The 1,879-nt window shown below is 75.7% G+C and carries 2 protein-coding genes; both read right to left on the bottom strand.

Features of this window, described 5'->3' with window-relative positions:
- Positions 1–896 (bottom strand): ABC transporter ATP-binding protein (locus AWZ10_RS35135; RefSeq protein ID WP_244172654.1); only part of this gene is annotated, 896 nt, incomplete at its 3' end.
- Positions 897–981: 85 nt separating this feature from the next.
- On the bottom strand, positions 982–1,879 hold an 898-nt coding region (locus tag AWZ10_RS35130; protein WP_244172653.1), incomplete at its 5' end, for an ABC transporter permease.

Raw genomic sequence — 1,879 nt, 5'->3', positions numbered from 1 at the left:
ACCGGACTGGCCGAGCCGACCGGACTGGCCGAGCCGACCGGACTGGCCGAGCCGACCGGACTGGCCGAGCCGACCGGACCGGCCGGTCCGACCGGACCGGCCGGTCCGACCGGACCGGCCGGACCAACCGAACCTGCCGAACCGTCCGAACCGAAGCCGTCGCCGTCGTCCGGTGGCAGTGATGCCAGCAGGCCCGCCGTGTACGGCGCCCGTGGACGCCCCAGCACCTGCTTCGCCGACCCCTGTTCGACCTGGCGGCCGGCGTACATCACCAGCACCCGGTCGGCGTGCTCCCGGACCACGCCCAGGTCGTGGGTGACCAGCACCAGCGCGGCGCCCACCGCCTCCCGTTGTTCGCCGAGGACCCGGAGCACCTGTTCCTGGAGCTCCGCGTCGAGCGCGGTCGTGGGCTCGTCGGCGACCACGACGTCCGGTTCGTTGATCGTCGCCATCGCGATCACGGCCCGCTGGCGCATACCGCCGGAGTACTCGTGCGGATACGCCCGCGCCCTGCGGACGGCGTCGGGGATCCCCACCCGGTCGAGCGCGGCGACCGCCCGCGCGCGGGCCTCCTTGCGCGAGACACCCGCCACCGACCGTACGGCGGCCGCGAGTTGGTCGCCCACGGGGTGCACGGGGGAGAGGGCGGAGAGGGCGTCCTGCGGGACAAGGGTGATACGGCGGCCGCGCTGGGCGGCGAGATCAGTGTCACCGCGCAGCCGCACGGTACCGCTCGTCGTCGCGCCCCTGGGCAGCAGCCCGAGCAGTGCCCGCGCCGTCAGGGACTTGCCCGCGCCCGACTCACCGACCAGGGCGAGCACCTCGCGTGGCCGGACGTCGAACGACAGTCCGCGCACGGCCTCCACCCCGTCGAAGGCGACCCGCAGCCCGCGCACCGACAGCAGGACGTCTGACTTCGGCGGTACGTCTGGCGTCGGCGGTACATCGGACTCCGGCCCTACATCGGACTCCGGCGGTGCGTCAGACTCCGGCAGTACGTCTGACTTCGGCTGCGACGTCAACGTTCTCTTCCCCCTTCGCGGTGCGCGCACGGCTGGGTTTCTTCGTACGGCGGCCCGTGCGCGTCTCCGCGTACGCCGCCCCCGACACCGCGAGACCGGCCAGCAGGGCCAGGGCGAACGCCGGGGCCAGGGCCGCCCACGGGGCGCGTTCCACGTACGCGCGGGACTCGTCGAGGAGCAACCCCCACTCGGGGGCGGGTGGTTGGGCGCCGAGGCCCAGGAAGCCCAGGGACGCGAGGGCCAGGGCGATGCCCGGGAGGCGCAGGACCGCGTGGCGGGCGACGGGGGCGGCGACGGACGGGAGGACGTGCCGCGTGAGAATCCACAACGGCCCGGCACCGATGGCCCGTTGTGCGGTCAGGAAGGTGGACGCGCGGACCTCCTGGACCAGCGCCGCCGCGTGGGCGGAGAGGGCCGGCCAGGAGATCAGGGCCACGGCGAGGGCCGCGCCGCCCGTGCCGGGGCCGGCCGCCGCGGCGACGAGGATGCCGACGATCACCGGGGGCAGCGCGTTGGCGATGTCGGCCGCGCCCGCGGCCACGCCGGGCAGGAAGCCGAGCGCGAGGGAGACGAGGAGGCTCAGTACGCAGACCGCCGCAGCGGTGCCGACCGTGGAGGCCGCGCCGTGGCCGAGGCGGGCCAGCACGTCACGGCCGAGCCCGTCCGTGCCGAGCGGGTGCGCCCAGGTCGGCGGAAGCAGACGGGCGGTGGTGTCCACGGCGTACGGGTCGCGCAGCAGGCCCCAGCCGATGGTGACCAGGAGGACGGCTGCCAGGGCGAGCGGTATCGCGGGGTGGGCGCGGACCGGGCGGGCCGGCGGCAGGGTGAGGCCCGCGTCGTGCAGGGCGGGGCCGAGG

The organism is Streptomyces europaeiscabiei (genome assembly GCF_001550375.1).
Lineage (GTDB): Bacteria > Actinomycetota > Actinomycetes > Streptomycetales > Streptomycetaceae > Streptomyces > Streptomyces europaeiscabiei.
This window is presented reverse-complemented; position numbering and strand designations above follow the sequence as displayed.